General features: G+C 45.1%; 17 protein-coding genes. 12 read left to right on the top strand and 5 right to left on the bottom strand.

The window, feature by feature from the left end; all coding sequences use genetic code 11:
- Positions 1–350: 350 nt before the first annotated feature.
- On the top strand, positions 351–1,187 hold the full coding sequence (locus HDC91_RS14960; protein ID WP_183553468.1) for an N-acetylmuramoyl-L-alanine amidase: 837 nt from the start codon (positions 351–353) through the stop codon (positions 1,185–1,187).
- A 3-nt stretch (positions 1,188–1,190) separates the two neighbouring features.
- On the opposite strand, the gene HDC91_RS14955 is transcribed toward HDC91_RS14960, so the two are convergent.
- Both HDC91_RS14955 and HDC91_RS14950 read right to left on the bottom strand, forming a co-directional pair.
- Positions 1,191–1,472: a hypothetical protein gene (locus tag HDC91_RS14955; RefSeq protein WP_183553466.1), complete on the bottom strand. Its 282-nt coding sequence runs from the start codon at positions 1,470–1,472 to the stop codon at positions 1,191–1,193.
- Positions 1,473–1,592: 120 nt separating this feature from the next.
- The gene (locus tag HDC91_RS14950; RefSeq protein WP_183553464.1) at positions 1,593–3,254 is read right to left on the bottom strand and encodes a glutamine--tRNA ligase/YqeY domain fusion protein; all 1,662 of its coding nucleotides are present in this window, start codon (positions 3,252–3,254) and stop codon (positions 1,593–1,595) included.
- 657 nt (positions 3,255–3,911) lie between these two features.
- Here HDC91_RS14950 and HDC91_RS14945 point away from each other — a divergent pair.
- The 11 genes from HDC91_RS14945 (at position 3,912) to HDC91_RS14895 (ending at position 11,354) form a co-directional block, all read left to right on the top strand.
- Positions 3,912–4,334 (top strand): cobalamin B12-binding domain-containing protein, encoded by a 423-nt coding sequence (locus tag HDC91_RS14945; protein ID WP_183553462.1) that lies wholly within the window; start codon positions 3,912–3,914, stop codon positions 4,332–4,334.
- 11 nt (positions 4,335–4,345) lie between these two features.
- On the top strand, positions 4,346–5,128 hold the full coding sequence (locus tag HDC91_RS14940; protein ID WP_183553460.1) for an enoyl-CoA hydratase/isomerase family protein: 783 nt from the start codon (positions 4,346–4,348) through the stop codon (positions 5,126–5,128).
- Between the two features lie 274 nt (positions 5,129–5,402).
- Positions 5,403–5,987 (top strand): outer membrane beta-barrel protein, encoded by a 585-nt coding sequence (locus tag HDC91_RS14935; RefSeq protein WP_162430253.1) that lies wholly within the window; start codon positions 5,403–5,405, stop codon positions 5,985–5,987.
- Between the two features lie 174 nt (positions 5,988–6,161).
- Positions 6,162–7,571, top strand: coding sequence for a sigma-54 dependent transcriptional regulator (locus HDC91_RS14930; protein ID WP_183553459.1), 1,410 nt, complete (start codon positions 6,162–6,164; stop codon positions 7,569–7,571).
- A gap of 2 nt (positions 7,572–7,573) precedes the next feature.
- On the top strand, positions 7,574–7,780 hold the full coding sequence (locus HDC91_RS14925) for a hypothetical protein (RefSeq protein ID WP_183553457.1): 207 nt from the start codon (positions 7,574–7,576) through the stop codon (positions 7,778–7,780).
- Positions 7,781–7,863: 83 nt separating this feature from the next.
- A complete protein-coding gene (locus HDC91_RS14920; protein ID WP_183553455.1) occupies positions 7,864–8,910 on the top strand; it encodes an AI-2E family transporter in 1,047 nt (348 codons plus the stop codon).
- Positions 8,911–9,005: 95 nt separating this feature from the next.
- The gene (locus HDC91_RS14915) at positions 9,006–9,272 is read left to right on the top strand and encodes a YtxH domain-containing protein (protein WP_162430257.1); all 267 of its coding nucleotides are present in this window, start codon (positions 9,006–9,008) and stop codon (positions 9,270–9,272) included.
- Positions 9,273–9,315: 43 nt separating this feature from the next.
- Positions 9,316–9,657, top strand: a complete 342-nt coding sequence (locus HDC91_RS14910) for a phage holin family protein (protein ID WP_162430258.1) — start codon at positions 9,316–9,318, stop codon at positions 9,655–9,657.
- Between the two features lie 4 nt (positions 9,658–9,661).
- A complete protein-coding gene (locus HDC91_RS14905) occupies positions 9,662–10,117 on the top strand; it encodes a hypothetical protein (RefSeq protein ID WP_183553453.1) in 456 nt (151 codons plus the stop codon).
- A gap of 251 nt (positions 10,118–10,368) precedes the next feature.
- Positions 10,369–11,016, top strand: a complete 648-nt coding sequence (gene trmB / locus HDC91_RS14900; protein WP_183553451.1) for a tRNA (guanosine(46)-N7)-methyltransferase TrmB — start codon at positions 10,369–10,371, stop codon at positions 11,014–11,016.
- Between the two features lie 5 nt (positions 11,017–11,021).
- Positions 11,022–11,354: an MGMT family protein gene (locus HDC91_RS14895; RefSeq protein ID WP_183553449.1), complete on the top strand. Its 333-nt coding sequence runs from the start codon at positions 11,022–11,024 to the stop codon at positions 11,352–11,354.
- Here the strand turns inward: HDC91_RS14895 and HDC91_RS14890 are convergent.
- Genes HDC91_RS14890 through HDC91_RS14880 form a run of 3 tightly spaced genes read right to left on the bottom strand, consistent with a single transcriptional unit; the run spans position 11,335 to position 12,491 of the window.
- Positions 11,335–11,706: a hypothetical protein gene (locus HDC91_RS14890; RefSeq protein WP_183553447.1), complete on the bottom strand. Its 372-nt coding sequence runs from the start codon at positions 11,704–11,706 to the stop codon at positions 11,335–11,337. The two genes, HDC91_RS14895 and HDC91_RS14890, sit on opposite strands and share 20 nt — an antisense overlap.
- A gap of 38 nt (positions 11,707–11,744) precedes the next feature.
- Positions 11,745–12,110, bottom strand: a complete 366-nt coding sequence (locus tag HDC91_RS14885) for a VOC family protein (protein WP_183553445.1) — start codon at positions 12,108–12,110, stop codon at positions 11,745–11,747.
- Positions 12,111–12,113: 3 nt separating this feature from the next.
- Positions 12,114–12,491, bottom strand: a complete 378-nt coding sequence (locus HDC91_RS14880; protein ID WP_183553443.1) for a glyoxalase/bleomycin resistance/extradiol dioxygenase family protein — start codon at positions 12,489–12,491, stop codon at positions 12,114–12,116.
- Between the last annotated feature and the right edge of the window lie 94 nt (positions 12,492–12,585).

The following is a 12,585-nucleotide window of genomic DNA, read 5'->3' as shown; positions in this document are numbered from 1 at the left end:
ATTGAAACAGGCCTTTGCTATTGCAACACAAAAAACAAAATACAACGAAAATTATTCAAATATTATTTGATTTTAAACACAGTTCATTGCGAGCGTAGCGTGGCAATCCTCGATAGGTCCCCCACTGCCTTAACGCAACCTCACAATGCGGCATTGGCCTGTTCGGGTAGCACAGGCATTGCACCTGCAGAAAAGAAAAAGTACATCAACTGGCGGTCATATAGTATAACCCATTCCTAACGAAGAACTAATCGTATACCAACTTAAAGAGATTGCTTCGTACCTCGCAATGACGCGGTGTAGAATGAATAAAATATCAAGGCACAAAATTTGCTAAATTAGCACCAACTATGAAAAACCGACTGCTACTGCTTGCCATTACCGCCATTATCATCACATCCTGTTCGCCAAAGGTAAAGCCGCTTGCCAGCCGGTACGCTGCTACCAATAAAGTGTACACCGAACATGCCGATAGCTTAAGCAAGGTGTTACTGGCAGAAAATCCGGCCATGTTAACAGATAGCCTGGGCAGGCCTATATCTTCCGAATGGGTGGGTACGGTTAACTTTAACCTGCGTAAGCCAAACTATGTTGTTATCCACTATACCGCGCAGGACTCGCTGGCGCAAACCATCAAAACCTTCACACTCGTAAGGCCGCAGGTGAGCGCTCACTATGTTATCAGTAAAGACGGTACTGTGGTGCACATGCTTAACGATTATATGCGTGCCTGGCATGCCGGCGTTGGCAAATGGGGCAGCATCAGCGATATGAATAGCTGCTCGATAGGTATCGAGCTGGATAATAAAGGCAACGAACCCTTCGCCCCCGCGCAGATCAGCAGCTTGCTGGCATTGCTGGCTAAATTAAAGAAGGATTACAACATACCCACAGCCAATTTTATTGGTCACGGCGATGTTGCCCCCGGCCGCAAACCCGACCCGGGGATCCGCTTCCCGTGGGAACTGCTTGCCAGCAGAGGCTTCGGCTATTATTCAGATATGATCATTGTGTCCGCCCCTGCAAACTTTGACAGCGCTACCGCCCTGCGACTGATAGGGTATGACACCCGTAACCTGCCCGCCGCTATCGGCGCATTTAAACGCCACTTTGTACAGCGCGAAGAATCCACCCGGCTAACGCAGTTCGACTTGGATGTGTTGTATAATGTTTATCAGAAATATTAACCGTTAAAATTCAGGCGTAGGCACAGGGGTGGTTTGCCCGTGCGGTAAAAATCCTTCGTCCATTAAAGTGAGCTTGCCATTTTTAAAATAATAGAACTTATAAAGCCCTTCGCCAGGGGCGTAATTGAGTTGCCGGTAAACGGTGCGCGATTCAGATAATTCTATAAGCTTGGCAGATGCATGTTCTTTTTTAAACTGATCTTCGGGCATGTTAACCGCAACCATTTTTGGCGCTGCACAGCCCATAAGAAATACAAGTAATAAAGGTATAAGTATTTTTTTCATATCGGTATGAGCCGAAAAATACGTGCGGGTTTAATAGCTCAAAAATTTTTATTTTGCAAAGGTCGGGATATAAAAAAAGGCTAAAGTTTAACTTTAGCCCTCTGTGGTTTATTATTAGCTTTAACCTTTCTTCACCCAGCCATCTTTTAACGTAACCGTGCGGTTGAACACCAGTTTATCAGGGGTCGAGTTTTTATCAAGCGTAAAATAACCTTTACGCATAAACTGTACAGGTGTGCCCACTTTAGCGTTGGTCAGGTCGGGCTCTATATAAGCCGTTGGGATTATCTGCAGACTGTTGGGGTTAATGTAATCCTTAAAGTCGCCGTCCTCGTTGCTTGGGTCTTCCACCCGGAAAAGTCTATCGTATAGGCGAACCTCTGCAGTTTTTGCATGTTCGGCGCTCACCCAGTGAATAGTGCCTTTCACATTAATGCCGCTGGTATCGTTGCCGCTTTGCGATTCGGGGATGTACGAGCAATGTATCTCGGTACTGTTGCCCTCAGCATCCTTAACAACGCTTTCGCCTTTAATAATATAAGCGCTTTTTAGGCGCACCATCAGGCCAATGCCCAGGCGGAAATATTTTTTTGTCGGCTCTTCCATAAAGTCGTCGCGCTCTATCCAAAGCTCGCGACCAAACGGAAACTCGCGGCTACCATCGCCACCTTCGGCTTCAGGGTTGTTCTCGCCGGTAAACATCTCGGTTTTGCCTTCCGGATAGTTATCGATGATCAGTTTAACCGGGTCGAGTACAGCCATACGGCGCCACGCGGTTTTGTTCAGGTCTTCGCGGATGCAAAACTCCAGTAAGCCAACATCAATCATATTCTCGCGCTTGGCTACACCAATGCGTTCGCAAAACTCGCGAATGCTGGCAGGCGTATAGCCACGGCGGCGCAGGCCGCTAATTGTAGGCATACGCGGGTCGTCCCAGCCATCAACGTGGCCTTCCTCAACCAGTTGCAGCAACTTGCGCTTGCTCATCACGGTATAATTGAGGTTAAGGCGGGCAAACTCGTACTGCTTGCTCGGGAACAGGTTCAGTTTCTCAATAAACCACTCATAAAGCGGGCGGTGAGGTATAAATTCAACCGTGCATATCGAGTGGGTAATTTCTTCAATGGCGTCGCTTTGCCCGTGAGCGAAATCGTACATGGGGTAAATGCACCAGGTACTCCCCGTACGGTGATGGTGCGTATGCTTAATGCGGTACATCAGCGGATCGCGCAGCAGCATATTTGGCGATGCCAGGTCGAGCTTGGCACGTAACACCTTGGCGCCGTCGGGGTACTTACCCTCCTTCATATCCGCAAAAAGCTGCAGGTTTTCTTCAACCGAGCGGCTGCGGTATTGGTTAGCCACGCCGGGCTCGGTAGGCGTACCTTTTTGAGCGGCAATTTCTTCGGCGCTGCTGTCGTCAACGTAAGCAAGGCCTTGTTTTATCAGCTCAACGGCAAAATTGTACAGTTGGTCAAAATAGTCGGACGCGTAACATTCTTTGGCCCATTCAAAGCCCAGCCACTTTACGTCCTCTTTAATGCTATCTACGTATTCAACTTCCTCTTTAGCGGGGTTGGTATCGTCAAAACGAAGGTTTGTTTTGCCATTATATTTCTGCGCCAGGCCAAAGCTCAGGCAAATGGCCTTGGCGTGGCCAATATGCAGGTAACCGTTAGGCTCGGGCGGGAAACGGGTTAACACCCGGCCGTCGTTTTTGCCGGCGGCAATATCCGCCTCAATAATCTCCTCTAAAAAATTAAGTGATCTTTCTTCGCTCATGATGGGATCAAAAGTACGGAAATAATACATTTTTAGACAGTGTTATACATAATCAGAATTGGATGTAAATAAGAATAAATGGAATATAATATATAACTGCAAACTGCCGGCTCAAACTGCAAACTGTTAAGGGCGTTCCCTGCGGGCCGGGCTTTACGCTCATACAGCACAGGCTTTAGCCACGGTGCCGGTATCCGCTGCAATCCCTAACGCGAAGATTGTCTGAACCCTGATATGGGATTTTCCTTATTTAGGGATTTCTTTTTCTCTACGTCAGCAAAACAGTAGTGCGATTTTAACCATGATCCATGCGACTTCCTAATTTAAGGATTTCAAAAAGGGTGGGGGTAAATGTCAGAGCAGGCGGGCCGGGTGTGTGGCGGGAATGACGGTTTAGCTTTTGCGTTGTGATGCGAGCGCAACGAGTCATCCAGCAAAAGCGTTAAGAACCGGCAGGGAGCGGGGAAGCATTGCTCTGACTTGGCCTTTTCTTTTGGTTCGTTTTCTTTGTGGCTAAGACAAAGAAAATGAACATCCGCAGGCTTAACGTGACTACTGCCGCACCTAACGAAGAGCCAATAATCCTATTCCTTTAAACCGCGTAATCAAAATTCCAACGTTTTTCTTCTTACTTTTACACCAACCAATTCGTTTTACATGAGCGATAACCAATTTAACCGCCCTATACGCGTATTAGTAGCTAAAGTAGGCCTGGACGGGCACGACCGCGGTGCACGCATTATTGCCACCACCCTGCGCGATGCCGGTATGGAAGTGATATACACCGGCCTGCGTCAAACGCCCGAAATGGTGGTGAACACCGCCCTGCAGGAAGATGTGGATGCTATTGGCATCTCGATATTATCAGGCGCGCACATGACGGTTTTCCCGAAGGTGATGGCGCTCATGAAAGAGAAAAAAATGGATGATGTGCTGCTTACCGGCGGGGGCATTATACCGGCAGATGATATGGCCGAACTAAAAAAGGCAGGCGTGGGCGAACTGTTTCCGCCGGGTACCAGCACAGCCGATATTGTTACCTATATTACCAACTGGGTACATGCAAACCGCAACTTTTAATTTACCAGATCATGGAATTTGAAAACATACTGGCCGAAACCAGGGGCCGCATACATTATATAACCACTAACCGCGAAAGTAAGCTGAACGCCCTTAACCAGTTTACCCTTGCCGAATTGCACGAGGCATTCACCGCGGCTTTTAAAGATGATAGTGTGGGCGGGATCATCATTACCGGCGCAGGTACAAAGGCATTTGTTGCCGGGGCGGATATTGCCGAATTTGCCGACCTTGACGTACAGGGTGGTACCGAACTGGCCCGCACAGGGCAATCAACCGTATTTGATGTAATTGCCAATGGCAATAAGCCGGTAATTGCAGCTATAAATGGCTTTGCGTTAGGTGGCGGTTTAGAACTGGCAATGGCGTGCCATCTTCGTATCGCGTCTGAAAACGCCAAAATGGGGTTGCCCGAAGTTACGCTTGGCTTAATTCCCGGTTACGGCGGCACGCAGCGTTTAACCCAATTGGTGGGCCGGGGAAAGGCATTGGAAATGATCATGACCGCTGATATGCTAAGCGCTGCCGAAGCACTTGCCGCGGGTTTGGTTAATCACGTAGTTTTCCAGGACGACCTGCTGCCAAAGGCCGAAGAGATCATGAACAAGATATTGACCCGCGCACCGCTTGCCCTGGCAGCTGCCATCAAAACGGTAAATGATTTTGATAAAGAAGGTATCAATGGTTTCGAGACCGAGATCCGCGAGTTCGGCAAATGTTTCGGTACCGAAGATTTTAAGGAAGGCGTTTCGGCGTTTATGCAAAAGCGTAAAGCAGCGTTCAAAGGCCGGTAAATAACCGGTAAAAAAATTCAATTTTTTCGAGTTTTTCCGCTTCATTGGTGTTAGAACGGAGCAGCCACTTTTCATTCAAATTTCATAAACCAGGCTGGTTTTTAACACATTATTTACACTGCCCTGACTATTTGTCCAAATGGGTCAAAATTAATTCCCTATTAATCAATCGATTGAATATTCGTGACAATCTGATGAATAAATGTACCCGATTTCGTGCTTTACTTTGCCCTGTGCAAACAAAAAAGCACGTTAATCTAAATATTATTATATCATGAAAAGTACATTAAAAATCGCAACATTGGCCTTAGCTTTCGCCGGACTATCATTCGCTGCTAATGCCCAAACAACAACTACAAGCACAACTACAAATGGCGGCATACGCTACAGCATCGGTGTTGACGCAGGCGTACCGGTTGGCGACCTGAAAGATACCCATAACTGGAATTTAGGTGGATCGGTACAGGCCGATATCCCTGTGGCAACACAACTATTTGTTACCGTTAACGCCGGTTACAACAACATTTTCGGTAAAAAGAATGTAGGTGGTGTAGCCGCTGCCGATATTACCGATATCAAATTATTACCGGTAAAAGCAGGTTTAAAATTCTTCCCGGTTCAGAATTTTTACATTCAGGGCGAAGCAGGTGCATCATTCCTGCTGAACAGCGATGATACCTACAAAGATAAATCTGTAGCGTTTGTTTACGCGCCGCAAATTGGTGTTCAGTTCCCGGTTAGTGCAAGCGGTAACTTCATTGATGCCGGCGTACGTTACGAGGCAACTACTAAATTTAACAGCGCTCTTGACAGCAGCAAGCCAAGCTTTTTAGGTGTGCGTGTTGCATACGGCTTCTAAGAAAAGAAATCAGACCGGTAAAGGCAACAATTGTAAAAAGGGAGCACAACAGCTCCCTTTTTTTTGCGTCCAAAAGCCGGTTTTTAGCCCATATCAATAATAATTCTGATAAATTAGCAAATATTTGTACCTTAACCTGCGTAATACATTTACCTGTAAACAGTAACTGCTGATATGAAAAAAATACTCATCATTGATGATGAAGTTAACGTTGGGCTATTGCTATCAAAGTTTTTGGTACGCAACGGTTTTGAGGTAAGTACAGCTGCAAATGGCGCCGCCGGGATGGAATATCTCAAAAAAAATGATTTTGACCTGGTGCTGTGCGATTTTAGACTGGAGGATACCGACGGCCGCGAAATGCTTAAAAACATCAAAGCGCTTTATCCAAAAACAGGCGTTATCATCATTACCGGGTACTCGGATATAAAAATGGCGGTCGAGCTTATTAAAATGGGCGCATACGACTATATCACCAAACCCCTTTATCCCGACGAGATATTAAATACCATTAACAAGGCCATTGAAACGCAGTACGCACTGCAGGAAATGACCCATAACGATTACAGCCCGGGCGATAAGCCTCAAAAGGAAAGTAAAAAGCAGGTACTGTCGGGCGAGTTTGTGGTTGGCACCAGCCGCGCATCAAAAGAACTTTTAAAACAGATTGAACTGGTTGCGCCCACCAATTACAGCGTTATCATATTGGGCGAAAGCGGCACCGGCAAAGAGTCGGTTGCTAAAAGCATACACCAAAACAGCCCACGGCATAATCAGCCTTTTGTGGCGATGGATTGCGGATCGCTTACCAAAGAGTTGGCCGCGAGCGAATTTTTCGGCCACGAAAAAGGATCGTTCACCGGGGCGCTTTATACCAAGATAGGGCATTTTGAAATGGCCAACGGCGGCACCTTGTTTCTTGACGAGGTGGGTAACCTATCGTATGAGATACAAGCCGCTTTGCTGCGTACCGTGCAGGAGCGTAAAGTAAAACGTATAGGCAGCACTAAAGAGATAGACCTGGATGTACGCATTATTATAGCCACCAACGAAAGCCTGCAGGAGGGTATCCAAAAAGGAAAGTTCCGTGAAGACCTTTATCACCGTTTTAACGAATTTAGTATTTACATGCCGCCCTTGCGCGAACGTGGGAACGATATTATGATGCTGGCCGAACATTTTCTGAAGATTGCCAACCAGGAGCTTGACCGTAACGTAACCAGTTTTGCACCGGAGGTTGTAGAATGTTTTATGAATTACCGCTGGCAGGGAAACATCCGCGAGATGAAAAACGTGGTGCGCCGGGCTACCTTGTTAAGCGAGGGTAACGAGATCACCATGAAAACGCTGCCGCTGGAGATATCGAACTTTAAGGTATCATCGTTTGAACCTGCCGGCACATTGGTTAATACCGAGGTTAAGGAACCCAAGCACGATTTAAAAAACGCTGCCTTGGGTGCCGAGCACGAAACCATATTGAAAGTACTGCGCGAAGTAAACTTTAACAAAACAAAAGCTGCCGAGATTTTGAATATCGACCGTAAAACGCTTTACAATAAAATGAAAGCGATCAATTTGAAATAGTTATGGCCGAAGATTTAAACAACCCTGCAGATAAAACGGACCTGGATATGTTAAAGCACGATATCAAAAACCAGCTATCGAACATTCAACTGGCATTAGAAGGCTTAAGGTACGAGGTAGAGGGTATACACGGCGACTTTGAAATTTACCTGGAGAGCCTGGCCCAATCGGCGCTGAAAATTGATAAACTTCTTGACGGCTTTAAATAAAAAAATGAGACCGCGGCGCTAAAAACTTTTTGGCGCTTTTTTGTTTATATATTAGTATCACAATTAGCTTTCCGGTTTATAGAATGTCTATTTTTAATTATAAGCAGCGTAATAATATAATACTGGTAAGCATTGTTGTGCTCGGTTGCTTTTTACTCTACGCTTTAAGCGATCTGTTTAGCTCAATATTGGGCGCAATTGTGCTCTTTACCATTTTCAGGCCGTTTTACCTGTACATGGTCGAGCGGCGTAAATTTAACAGTACGCTGGCCACCATCATCATTATTTTGATTTCCCTCATCGTAATTGTTATCCCGTTCCTGTCGCTGAGCATTATGGTGATAGGCAAAATAGGGAGCTTAAACCGCGAGTCTATCAATATTGATAAATGGACCGAGAAGATAGACGCATTTACAGCAGCTAATTTAAATCAGCCGCACTTTGCCGAAAATACCTTACAAAAGTTGGGGGCTTATGCCGCCGACCTTTTTCCATCGTTGCTGGGCAGCGCGGCCAGTATTATACTTACCTTATTGGTAATGTATTTTTTATTGTACTTTATGTTTGTGCAAATGCGCGAGTTTGAAGTAGGGTTATTGAAATACGCTCCCTTTCGGGAGCAACATGCCTTAAAATTTGCTACCGAGCTGCGCAATTCAACCTATTCTAATGTTCTGGGGCAGGGCATTATCGCTATTACCCAGGGTATATTGCTGGCAATGGGCTTTTACGCTTTTGGCATACCCGATGCTATTTTTTGGGGAGTTATAGGCGCGTTCCTGTCGTTTTTGCCGGTGGTAGGGGCGCCAACCCTGTGCATACCCGCCAGCGTTATATTATTTGCAGGCGGGCACAATATTAAGGGTATATTGCTGCTGGCCTGGGGGTTATTGTTTATTGGCAACGTTGATAATGTGTTGCGTATGATAATCAATAAGCGTATTGGCAATACGCACCCTATTATATCAGTTGTAGGGGTGTTTATTGGCTTGCCCCTGTTTGGCATTCTTGGCCTGGTTTTTGGGCCGGTGTTATTATCGTATTTCTTGCTGTTGTTAGAAATATATGAAACTAACCGTATGGCGGCCGACAGGCTGGAGCGGATACGAACGGGGCCCGAAATGCAGTAGTTTTATACCTAACTGATTATGACATGGGTAGCACCCTTTTTGAAAAGATATTTAATAATTATAAAACAAATACTCAACTTAAAAATTAATACAATATGAACGATAACACAAAAGTTATTGTCGCCCTACTGGCAGGATTAGCGGCAGGTGCGGCACTGGGAATTTTATTTGCACCCGATAAAGGTATCGAAACACGCGATAAGCTTTCAGAATCATTGAGCAACCTTGGCGATTCTATCAAAGAAACTGCCGCTAACGAAATTGATAAGCTTGTAGGCCTTAAAGATAAAGTTGTAGAGAATATAAAAAGCAAAGTAAAAGGCGCTGAAGAAGAATATCAGGACGACCTGGAGCACGCATAACTTACCGCCGGGCATATAAAGCCCGCTGTACTAACAAATTTATATGGAACAGGAAAAAGCAGAAACCACGCGCCCGATTGTTGACCAGCTGAAAGATTATGCTGAAACGCGCTTTAAACTTTTGAAGTATGAAGTGATTGAACGCAGCACATCAGTTTTAGCTGATATTTTAATTGATATAGTAATTATACTAAGCCTGGTATTGACCTTCTTATTCGCCAGTTTTACGCTGGCGCTGTTCCTGGCCGATGTGCTGCACTCGTACTGGCAGGGGTTTGGCTGCGTAGCTTTATTATACCTGCTTATGGCCGTTATTATAATGTTAGCAAAACGCAGTTTCGAAAGGCCCTTAATTAATGCCATGATCAGGAAGTTATTTAAATAAGCACATGGAAACACCTATCAGAAATATATTTGAGTTGCAAGCCGAGATTGGCCGTTTAAAAAATTTAGAGGCTGAACAGGCCATTGCTTTAAAAGCGCGCTTTAGCGGGCCATCGGCCATATTTTCAACAGTCCTTTCGTTGTTCCCTAAATCGGCCGCAACCGATGGTATACAAGGGGCGGGTTTTTTTAACCAGGATTTTTTAGGGCTTTTATCAAGGTTTGTATTGCCTTTAACACTCAATAAAACCATATTCAGACATTCAAATTTTATCATCAAAACGCTGGTAGGCATTCTTTCGCAAAAAGCATCGCACTACATTAGCGAAGACTCGGTAAGCAGTGTATGGGATAAGGCTAAAAACCTTTTTGGGAATATTTTTAAAAAGAAAGCGAAAGATGATAAGGATACCGGGATAGTATTGGAAAAAGACGATGTACCGGCCTATCAGCCATATTAAGATCTTAAAGCCCTGTTGCGAAACACAGTTTTAACGAAAAAGGGATAGACCCACAGGGTTTATCCCTTTTTTATTTTATATGCTTCCATATCATAGCATGTCATTTCGAACGCATGTAAGAAGTTTTTCGGATGACAAGCCGCAAATTGAATCATCAACAAGATTTCTCCTCGTTCCCTCGGGTTATAAAGCGCAGCGATAGAAAACGGGGCACGCACAACAATCACAAAAATCCTTATTTTTGCTTTTTTATGGGAAAAGATAAGATAAGGCGCTTTGCCGAGATAGAAACGTTTAGCAATGTACTGCAGTTAGATGCCGGCAAGCCGTTCAAGGACAACTGGGCCGCAGGCTTTTTTAAAAACAATAATCCGGTTGTATTAGAACTGGCCTGCGGCAAAGGCGAATACACGGTTAACCTTGCCCGCATGTTCCCTGATAAAAATTTTATCGGCATTGATTATAAAGGCAACCGTATTTGGCGCGGCGCTAAAACCGCTTTAGAAGAAGGCGTTACCAACGTTGCCTTTTTGCGCATGCAGATAGAGAACCTGGTAGATTATTTTGCAGCAGGCGAAGTTGACGAGATATGGATAACCTTCCCCGACCCGCAACCGCAGCTAAGCCGCGAGAAAAAGAGGCTTACATCTTCCCGGTTTTTAAACATGTACCGGGTGGTGCTTAAACCGGGCGGCTACATTAACCTGAAGACCGATAACGATGGCCTGCATGCCTATACGGCAGATAAAATAGCCGAACTTGCTTTAAAGCTATTTGCCAAAACGGAAGACCTTTACCACTCGGAATATGCCGATGAGGTGCTGTCGATAAAAACCTATTACGAAAAAAAATACCTGCAGCATAATAAGAATATTAACTACCTTAAATTCTCATTTTAAGCACAATGCCCGATTATAACTTTTTTGATAACGTGTATGACGTGGTAAGGCAGATACCCAGGGGCAGGGTAACATCATACGGCGCTATTGCAGCTTACCTGGGCTCTAAGCAATCATCGCGCATTGTGGGTTATGCCATGATGGCCTGCGGCACTGCAAACCCGCCCGTGCCTGCGCATCGTGTATTAAACAAGCAAGGCTTATTAACCGGCAAATTCCACTTTGGTGGTAATACCATGGAGCAAATGCTGCAAAGCGAGGGTGTTGAAGTTATTGATAACCAAGTGCAAAATTTTAAAGCGCTTTTTTGGGACCCGGCTATAGAATTGGCGCTTTAACGGCATCCCTCTTTTTGTCGGTATCGGTAAAAAGGGCGGCAATAAACCAAATTACCCCCAGCCCTAAATAGTAAGGCTTTGACCGCTCGTCGTATTGAAACAGGGTAAATGCAGAAAGGATTAGCCCCAGGGATATGATCAGTTCAATAATGCGGTGAACGCCCAGTGGCACCATCCGGAACATCCCAAAACTATAATCGGTAACTATGGTAAGTATCAATTGTGCTGCAGCCAGCAGGTAAGTATAGGTGCTTACATTGTTGGGCATAGCAAATAAGGTAGGCGATGCAAACAGGAACAGGATCAAAAGGTAATCGATAATGCCATGCAATTTTGGCGAAATAAGTTTCATATCCCTTACATACGCACAAATCACGCCAACTGTTGGCGTCAGCCTGTAATTTGCAGCAACTCCATGCGGTTACCAAACGGATCTATAAACGCAAAGCGCCGCCGCCCGGGGATAACAGGCTCTTCCACTATTTCCACATCGTTAGCTTCCAGATGCCGGCGGGCGGCATCAACATCAGTAACTTCCATTGCGGTGTGGCGTATGGTGCGTGGTAACGCGAGTTCAACACCAATATGCAGCTGCACATCGCCAATATTAAACCAATACCCGGCAGATGAAAAAAGATGATCGGGGCGGTTAATTAACCCAAGGCCTATTATGCGGGTATAAAAATCCTTTGCTTCTTCCAGCCGTTCGGGCGGTACACATACATGAAAGTGGTCGGCGCGTTTAAAGCTGATCATTAACTATTGGTGTTGTGCAAAGGTCAAAACATAACCGTTATTATCGAGTATAGAAAATTCGGTAGCGCCATAGAAAGTCTTTTCAAGTCCCTTAAGTACCTTCACGCTATCTTTTATCCTGTCGAACAAACCGTTTATATCGTTCACATTAATGTATAACAATAACGATCCGCCATCGGTGCGCTTTATCTCGGGCAGTTCATCCGCAAGGCTCGCATAGGTCTGAAACATCATTGTAACCTTGCCGCTGGTCATCATGGCCCAAACCAGTTCCTCGCCTGCTTCAGGCACGCTCATGGTTACTTCGAAACCCAGCAGCTTATAAAAAGCCACGGTGGCCTTCATGTCGTTTACAAAAATATTTGGTGATAAACTTTCCATGGTGATTTTTTAATTGTATGGTAAATTTATGATTAATCGGGCGCTATCAAAATAAAACATTTATACCTTTAAACACTAAATTATACATTAAATA

Source organism: Mucilaginibacter sp. AK015, assembly GCF_014200785.1.
Taxonomy (GTDB): domain Bacteria; phylum Bacteroidota; class Bacteroidia; order Sphingobacteriales; family Sphingobacteriaceae; genus Mucilaginibacter.
Note: the sequence above shows the minus strand (reverse complement) of the source record. Positions and strands in the feature narration are given on the sequence as shown.

Excerpts from the sequence above, each read along its gene's own strand:
- HDC91_RS14960 (WP_183553468.1), top strand. The coding sequence starts at position 351 with ATGAAAAACCGACTGCTACTGCTTGCCATTACCGCCATTATCATCACA.
- HDC91_RS14955 (WP_183553466.1), bottom strand. The coding sequence starts at position 1,472 with ATGAAAAAAATACTTATACCTTTATTACTTGTATTTCTTATGGGCTGT.
- HDC91_RS14950 (WP_183553464.1), bottom strand. The coding sequence starts at position 3,254 with ATGAGCGAAGAAAGATCACTTAATTTTTTAGAGGAGATTATTGAGGCG.
- HDC91_RS14945 (WP_183553462.1), top strand. The coding sequence starts at position 3,912 with ATGAGCGATAACCAATTTAACCGCCCTATACGCGTATTAGTAGCTAAA.
- HDC91_RS14940 (WP_183553460.1), top strand. The coding sequence starts at position 4,346 with ATGGAATTTGAAAACATACTGGCCGAAACCAGGGGCCGCATACATTAT.
- HDC91_RS14935 (WP_162430253.1), top strand. The coding sequence starts at position 5,403 with ATGAAAAGTACATTAAAAATCGCAACATTGGCCTTAGCTTTCGCCGGA.
- HDC91_RS14930 (WP_183553459.1), top strand. The coding sequence starts at position 6,162 with ATGAAAAAAATACTCATCATTGATGATGAAGTTAACGTTGGGCTATTG.
- HDC91_RS14925 (WP_183553457.1), top strand. The coding sequence starts at position 7,574 with ATGGCCGAAGATTTAAACAACCCTGCAGATAAAACGGACCTGGATATG.
- HDC91_RS14920 (WP_183553455.1), top strand. The coding sequence starts at position 7,864 with ATGTCTATTTTTAATTATAAGCAGCGTAATAATATAATACTGGTAAGC.
- HDC91_RS14915 (WP_162430257.1), top strand. The coding sequence starts at position 9,006 with ATGAACGATAACACAAAAGTTATTGTCGCCCTACTGGCAGGATTAGCG.
- HDC91_RS14910 (WP_162430258.1), top strand. The coding sequence starts at position 9,316 with ATGGAACAGGAAAAAGCAGAAACCACGCGCCCGATTGTTGACCAGCTG.
- HDC91_RS14905 (WP_183553453.1), top strand. The coding sequence starts at position 9,662 with ATGGAAACACCTATCAGAAATATATTTGAGTTGCAAGCCGAGATTGGC.
- trmB (WP_183553451.1), top strand. The coding sequence starts at position 10,369 with ATGGGAAAAGATAAGATAAGGCGCTTTGCCGAGATAGAAACGTTTAGC.
- HDC91_RS14895 (WP_183553449.1), top strand. The coding sequence starts at position 11,022 with ATGCCCGATTATAACTTTTTTGATAACGTGTATGACGTGGTAAGGCAG.
- HDC91_RS14890 (WP_183553447.1), bottom strand. The coding sequence starts at position 11,706 with ATGAAACTTATTTCGCCAAAATTGCATGGCATTATCGATTACCTTTTG.
- HDC91_RS14885 (WP_183553445.1), bottom strand. The coding sequence starts at position 12,110 with ATGATCAGCTTTAAACGCGCCGACCACTTTCATGTATGTGTACCGCCC.
- HDC91_RS14880 (WP_183553443.1), bottom strand. The coding sequence starts at position 12,491 with ATGGAAAGTTTATCACCAAATATTTTTGTAAACGACATGAAGGCCACC.